This is a genomic window from Kocuria rhizophila (assembly GCF_003667225.1).
Classification (GTDB): domain Bacteria; phylum Actinomycetota; class Actinomycetes; order Actinomycetales; family Micrococcaceae; genus Kocuria; species Kocuria rhizophila.
Genome location: NZ_RCOM01000104.1, coordinates 1 through 6450, shown reverse-complemented (window position 1 = coordinate 6450; position 6450 = coordinate 1). Strand labels below are relative to the sequence as shown.

5 protein-coding genes are annotated in these 6450 nt (G+C 72.0%); 3 read left to right on the top strand and 2 right to left on the bottom strand.

Annotated elements, in window-relative coordinates:
- Positions 1-320: 320 nt before the first annotated feature.
- A complete protein-coding gene (locus D9R02_RS10800) occupies positions 321-1988 on the top strand; it encodes a DEAD/DEAH box helicase (RefSeq protein WP_019309460.1) in 1668 nt (555 codons plus the stop codon).
- Positions 1989-1993: 5 nt separating this feature from the next.
- Positions 1994-2863: a DNA-methyltransferase gene (locus D9R02_RS10795; RefSeq protein ID WP_047978038.1), complete on the top strand. Its 870-nt coding sequence runs from the start codon at positions 1994-1996 to the stop codon at positions 2861-2863.
- Between the two features lie 9 nt (positions 2864-2872).
- Here the strand turns inward: D9R02_RS10795 and D9R02_RS10790 are convergent, their stop codons facing one another.
- Positions 2873-3724, bottom strand: coding sequence for a PHP domain-containing protein (locus D9R02_RS10790; protein WP_029603143.1), 852 nt, complete (start codon positions 3722-3724; stop codon positions 2873-2875).
- A 116-nt stretch (positions 3725-3840) separates the two neighbouring features.
- Here D9R02_RS10790 and D9R02_RS10785 point away from each other — a divergent pair, with 116 nt between their 5' ends.
- The gene (locus D9R02_RS10785) at positions 3841-5448 is read left to right on the top strand and encodes an aminopeptidase P family protein (RefSeq protein ID WP_047978064.1); all 1608 of its coding nucleotides are present in this window, start codon (positions 3841-3843) and stop codon (positions 5446-5448) included.
- 65 nt (positions 5449-5513) lie between these two features.
- Here the strand turns inward: D9R02_RS10785 and D9R02_RS10780 are convergent, their stop codons facing one another.
- Positions 5514-6431: a YflT domain-containing protein gene (locus D9R02_RS10780; protein ID WP_223110700.1), complete on the bottom strand. Its 918-nt coding sequence runs from the start codon at positions 6429-6431 to the stop codon at positions 5514-5516.
- Between the last annotated feature and the right edge of the window lie 19 nt (positions 6432-6450).

Below are 6450 nucleotides of genomic sequence, written 5' to 3'. Positions count from 1 at the left end.
CCCCCAGTGTACCCGCAAACGCACCGACGCCCCCGGAGCACACGCCCGGGGGCGTCGGTGCGTTTGCGGGTACACTGGGGGTGTTTCAGCAGGATGACCGGTCGTCCCAGGACACCGTCACGTTCAGTCTTCACCCGCTCCGGCACCGCGCCCGGATGGTCGTGCACCGTTCCGATGAGCGCCCGGGTGGGCACGTTCCACGATCGGCTTCCTCACACCCGCGCGGTGGCCCCCGGCCCGCGTCGAGAGCGCCCCACCGCGGCGATCCCGGCACGGGCGCCGGTGACGGTGCCCCGCGCCGACACCCGTGAAGGACCGTTTTGACAGACATCACCGCAACACCCGAGCAGGACGCCCCGGAGCTCGACGAGTCCGGCGCGCAGGCCATCGAGACCGCCGAGCCGGTGGAGGAGTCCTCGTTCGCGGACTTCGGGGTCCGCCAGGACATCGTGGACGCCCTCGCGGCCCACGGCATCACCTCCCCGTTCCCCATCCAGGCCATGACTCTGCCGATCGCCCTGTCCGGGCAGGACATCATCGGCCAGGCCAAGACCGGCACCGGCAAGACCCTGGGCTTCGGCATCCCCGCGCTGCAGCGCGCGGTGGGCCGGGACGACGAGGGCTGGGCGCAGCTCAAGAAGCCGGGCGCCCCGCAGGCCCTGATCGTGGTCCCCACCCGTGAGCTCGCGGTGCAGGTGGGCAGCGACCTCTCGATCGCCGCGAAGACCCGCAACGCGCGCGTGGCCACCATCTACGGCGGCCGGCCCTACGAGTCCCAGATCGCCGAGCTCGAGAAGGGCGTGGAGGTCGTGGTGGGCACCCCCGGGCGCCTGATCGACCTCAACCGTCAGCACTTCCTGGACCTGAGCCACGTGCGCATGGTCGTGCTGGACGAGGCGGACGAGATGCTGGACCTGGGCTTCCTCCCGGACGTGGAGAAGCTGCTCTCCACGGTTCCGGCCGTGCGCCAGACCATGCTGTTCTCCGCCACCATGCCCGGCCCCGTGGTCGCGATGGCCCGGCGCTACATGACCCGGCCCATGCACATCCGCGCGGCCGCCCCGGACGAGGGCACCACCAAGAAGGACATCCGCCAGGTCATCTACCGCGCCCACCACCTGGACAAGGACGAGGTGGTCGCGCGCATCCTGCAGGCCGAGGGCCGCGGACGCAGCATCATCTTCACGCGCACCAAGCGCGCCGCCGCCAAGCTCGCGGACGAGCTAATCCACCGCGGCTTCGCGGCCGCTCCCCTGCACGGCGACCTCGGCCAGGGCGCGCGCGAGCAGGCGCTGCGCGCGTTCCGCAACTCCAAGGTGGACGTGCTCGTGGCCACGGACGTCGCGGCCCGCGGCATCGACGTGGAGGACGTCACCCACGTGATCAACTTCCAGTGCCCCGAGGACGAGAAGACCTACCTGCACCGCACCGGGCGCACCGGCCGCGCGGGCAACAAGGGCACCGCCATCACGTTCGTGGACTGGGACGACGTCCCGCGCTGGCGCCTGATCGACAAGGCCCTGGAGCTCGGCATCCCCGAGCCCGTGGAGACCTACTCCTCCTCCGACCACCTGTACTCGGACCTCAACATCCCGCGCACCGCCAAGGGCAAGCTGCCCAGGGCCCAGCGCACGCTCGAGGGCCTGGACGCCGAGGAGATGGAGGACCTCGGGGACGCCCGTCCCCGCCGCGACGACAAGCGATCCTCGGGCGGGTCCCGCAACAACTCCGGCGGACGACGCCGCTCGGGGGCCTCGGGCTCCGACGGCCGCCGTTCCGGTGGTTCCGGCTCCCGCGAGCGCTCGGGGCAGTCCTCCGAGAGCCGGGAGAACGGCCGCGAGAAGACCGCGCACGCCCCGCGTGAGAAGTCCGTGGAGACCTCGGGTGAGGGCGGCGCCAAGCGGCGCAGGCGGCGTCGTCGTCCCTCGGGGCAGAACAAGGGCGGCAGCGGGCAGAACGGCCAGCAGTCCCCCGCCGCGGGAGAGTAGGGGCGGTGGGCGCGCGGGAGCCCTTCGTGTTCGACCCGGAGGGCACCAGCGCCATCGTGCACGGTGAGAACCTCACCGTCCTGGAGTCCCTGCCGGACGAGGCGTTCTCCCTGGTGTACCTGGACCCGCCGTTCAACACGGGCAGGGACCAGGTGCGCCGCACCACCCGCTCGGTTCCCGTGGCCCACGGCGAGGGGGACCGGGTGGGGTTCGCCGGGCGTTCCTACGAGACGATCATGGGCTCGCTGCGCCGCTACGAGGACTCGTTCGCGGACTATCTGGGGTTCCTGGAGCCCCGGCTGGCGCACGCACGGCGCGTGCTGGCCCGCCACGGCACCCTGTACGTGCACCTGGACTACCGCGAGGTGCACTACGTCAAGGTGCTGCTGGACGCCATGTTCGGCCGCGAGTGCTTCCTCAACGAGATCGTCTGGGCCTACGACTTCGGCGGGCGCACCACCCGGCGCTGGCCCGCCAAGCACGACACCATCCTGGTGTACGTGAAGGACCCCACCGCGTACCACTTCAACTCGCAGGACGTGGACCGGGAACCGTACATGGCCCCGGGGCTGGTGGGACCGGAGAAGGCGGCGCGCGGCAAGCTGCCCACGGACGTGTGGTGGCACACCATCGTCTCCCCCACCGGGCGGGAGAAGACCGGCTACCCCACCCAGAAGCCCGCGGGCGTGCTGCGGCGGATCGTCACCGCGTCCTCGCGGCCCGGGGACTGGGTGCTGGACTTCTTCGCGGGATCGGGCACCACGGGAGCGGTCAGCGCCGAGCTGGGCCGCCGGTTCGTGTGCGTGGACAGCAATCCCGAGGCCGTGGAGGTCATGCGGCTGCGGCTGCCGGACGTGCCCGTGCGCACCGTCTGAGCACCCGGCTCAGGGCCAGCGCACCTCCACGCCGGAGGTGGCCTGCTCGCAGATCCGGGTCAGTGACCGCGCGGACGTGGAGTTCTCCCCCAGCCGGTTGGGCTTGCCCTCCCCGTGGTAGTCGCTAGAGCCGGTCACGATCAGGTCGTGCTCGGCGGCCATGGTCATGAGGATCGCGCGGGACTCGTCCGGGTTGTCCCGGTGGGCCACTTCCAGCCCGCCCAGCCCGGCGTCGATCATGGCTCCAAAGTCCGCGGCACTGGCCACACGGCCCCGCAGCGGTGCCATGGGGTGCGCGCAGACCGGAACCCCGCCTGCCGCGCGCACCAGCTTGATGGCCTCCACGGGGTCCAGGGCGTCGTGGCGCACGTAGTACTTGGAACGCCCCGACAGCAGGTCCGAGAACGCGTCCGAGCGCGTGGGAACCACGCCCAGCGCCACGAGCGCGTCCGCGATGTGCGGGCGGCCCACCGTGGCGCCGGGGCCCACCTGGGCGGTGACGTCCTGCCACGTGATGTCGTAGTCCTCCCCCAGCAGCTCCACCATGCGCCGGGCCCGGGTGAGCCGGTTGCGGCGGCACTCCTCGATCCGGTCCACGAGCGGCTGGTGCGTGGGATCGTGCAGGTAGCTCAGCATGTGCACGGAGATGCCGTCCGAGGTGGTGCAGGTGATCTCCATGCCCGGCACGAACGCCACCCCCAGCCCCACCGCGGTGTCCCCGGCCTCCTGCCACCCGGCCGTGGTGTCGTGGTCGGTGAGCGCGAAGACGCTGAGCCCGGCCGCGTGGGCCGAGCGGGCGACGTCGGCGGGGGTCTCCGTGCCGTCCGAGGCGATCGAGTGGGTGTGCAGGTCGATTCTCACCGCCCCCACGATACCCGCGGGCGTCCGCGCGGTTGACCGGCGTGACACCATGGACGGGACAGATCCCGACCCCACCGAGCGCGAGCGATCGCGCCGCGAAGGAGATGACCGCGCCCATGAGCCAGGGCTCAGAACACACCGCCGTTTCCCACCACGCGAGCGAGGACGCCGCGCAGCCCATGGACGAGCGGGTGGACAACCGCTCCCAGCGCCCGGACAGCGACCAGTTCCGCGAGTTCATGGCCTCGGGCTGGGCCCAGCCGGAGCACACGACGACGCCGCGCGCCGAGGTCGCGGAGTTCGCCGCCGCGCGCCGTGCCCGGCTGTCGCGCCTGTTCCCGGGTGAGCGCCTGGTGATCCCGGCCGGTGCCCCCAAGGTGCGCTCCAACGACACCGACTACCGCTTCCGCCCGCACTCCGCGTTCGCCCACGTCACGGGCATGGGCGTGGACCACGAGCCCGAGGCCGTGCTGGTCATGGAGCCCACCGAGCCGGGCCAGGGGGACGACGGCAGCGACCACGTGGCCACGCTGTACTTCCACCCCATGGCGGGGCGGGACACGGACGAGTTCTACGCGGACGCCAAGAACGGCGAGTTCTGGGTGGGTTCCCGCCCCACGCTCCAGCAGCTGCAGGACGAGTTCGGACTGCCCACGCAGGACCTCTCCGCGCTGGAGACGGCCGTGACCAAGGATGCCGGCAACGCCGCCCTGGGCGGGCTGAGCATCCGCCTGGTGCGGGACGTGGACCTGAACATGGACGCCCTCGTGGACACCTCCCGGATCAACACGGGCGTGGACCTGGAGCAGTCGGACAGCAAGGACGCCACGCTCACCGAGGCGCTCAGCGAGCTGCGCCTGGTCAAGGACGAGTACGAGATCGGTCAGCTGCGCGTGGCGGTGGACGCCACCATCCGCGGCTTCGAGGACATCGTCTCCGTGCTGCCGCGGGCGATCGGCGGCGAGCGCGGTGAGCGCGTGGTCGAGGGTGCGTTCTTCTCCCGCGCCCGCCTGGAGGGCAACGACCTGGGCTACGACACGATCGCCGCGTCCGGCAACAACGCCACCGTGCTGCACTGGATCCGCAACAACGGCTCGGTGAAGCCGGGCGAGCTGATCCTCGTGGACGCGGGCGTGGAGGCGGACTCGCTCTACACCGCGGACCTCACCCGCACCCTGCCCGTGGACGGCACCTACACCGAGGTCCAGCGCCGGATCTACCAGGCCGTGCTCGACGCCGCGGACGCCGCCTTCGAGGTGGCCGTGCCGGGCAACCGTTTCCGGGACGTCCACGCGGCCGCCATGAAGGTCCTGGCCCAGCGCCTGGACGAGTGGGGGCTGCTGCCCGTGTCCGCGGAGGTGTCCCTGTCGGAGTCCGGTCAGCACCACCGCCGCTGGATGCCCCACGGCACGAGCCACCACCTGGGGCTGGACGTGCACGACTGCGCGCAGGCCAAGCGTGAGCTGTACCTGGACGCCGTGATCGAGCCGGGCATGGTGTTCACGATCGAGCCCGGGCTGTACTTCAAGGACGAGGACCTCGCGGTCCCGGAGGAGTACCGCGGGATCGGTGTGCGCATCGAGGACGACGTGCTGATCACCGAGCAGGGCAACGAGAACCTCTCCGCCGCCCTGCCGCGGCGCCCGGAGGACGTGGAGGCCTGGATCCAGGGCATCTGGAACCGGGACGAGAACGTGGGCCCTTCGGCCGGCCCGGCGTCCTGACCCGTCCCCGCGCGTGAGAACGCCCCGCACTGCAGTGCGGGGCGTTTCTCGTGAGCGGCTGACGGCTACCGGCGGTCCTCCGGAGCGGCCGGGCCCGGGGCACCGTGCGTGTCCTGGCTCGCCGCGGAGGTCTGGCCCGTGGGCCCACCGGTCTGCGTCCACGGCGCGGAGCGCTCGTTCTGCTCCGGCTCCACGCGGATGCCGTACTGGGGACGTCCGTCCGGCAGGTCCGGGAACGCCGCCGAGCGGGTGCTCTCCTGCTGCGGGGCCGCCTGCGAGGGATCGGCTCCCTGGGCGCTGCTGCCGCCCTGGGCCGCGGGGTGGGGCCGACCGGCCGCCGGGCCCTGCTGCTGCGGGCCTCCCTGCGGGTGGGCGGCACCCGGGTTCTGGCCGTGGCCCGGACCCCACTGCTGGGCCTGCGGGGCCCCACCCTGGCCACGCGCACCCACGGGTGCACCGCCGTACTGGCCGGGCCCCTGCGGACGGGGGCCCGGGCCACCCTGCATGCCACCGAGCACCTGGCGGGCCTGACCGGCCACTTCCGGTGCCGCGAGCACCTCGTAGCTGCCCGCCACGATCCTGCTGGTGGACGTGAAGTCCCGCTTGCCGCGGGACATGGCGTAGGTGAGGGTGGCGGTGAGCATGAAGAACGCGCCGCCGAGCAGCATGGTGGGCAGGATGGAGGCAGCCGCCTCCGGGCCGCCGAAGAGGGTCAGGATCAGACCGAAGAACGCTCCGAAGAAGAGGCCGTTGAGCGCACCCTGCAGGGCCACCCGGGGGTAGGACAGCCGCCCGGTCACCTGCTCCACGGACTTCAGGTCGCTGCCGATGATGGAGACCATGGCCACGGGGAAGTGCTCGTCGGACATGTAGTCCACGGCCTTCTGGGCCTCGGCGTACGTGCGGTAGCGGCCAACCACTTCGCCGCGTGGCATCTCCGGTGCGATGGACAACTGGGACGGGGCGCGATTCGGGGTGCTCATGCGCCCCATTGTTCCCCAC

What these genes read in the sequence shown, in the direction of transcription:
- D9R02_RS10785 (WP_047978064.1), top strand. Translation starts at nt 3,841, where the DNA reads ATGAGCCAGGGCTCAGAACACACCGCCGTTTCCCACCACGCGAGCGAG.
- D9R02_RS10780 (WP_223110700.1), bottom strand. Translation starts at nt 6,431, where the DNA reads ATGAGCACCCCGAATCGCGCCCCGTCCCAGTTGTCCATCGCACCGGAG.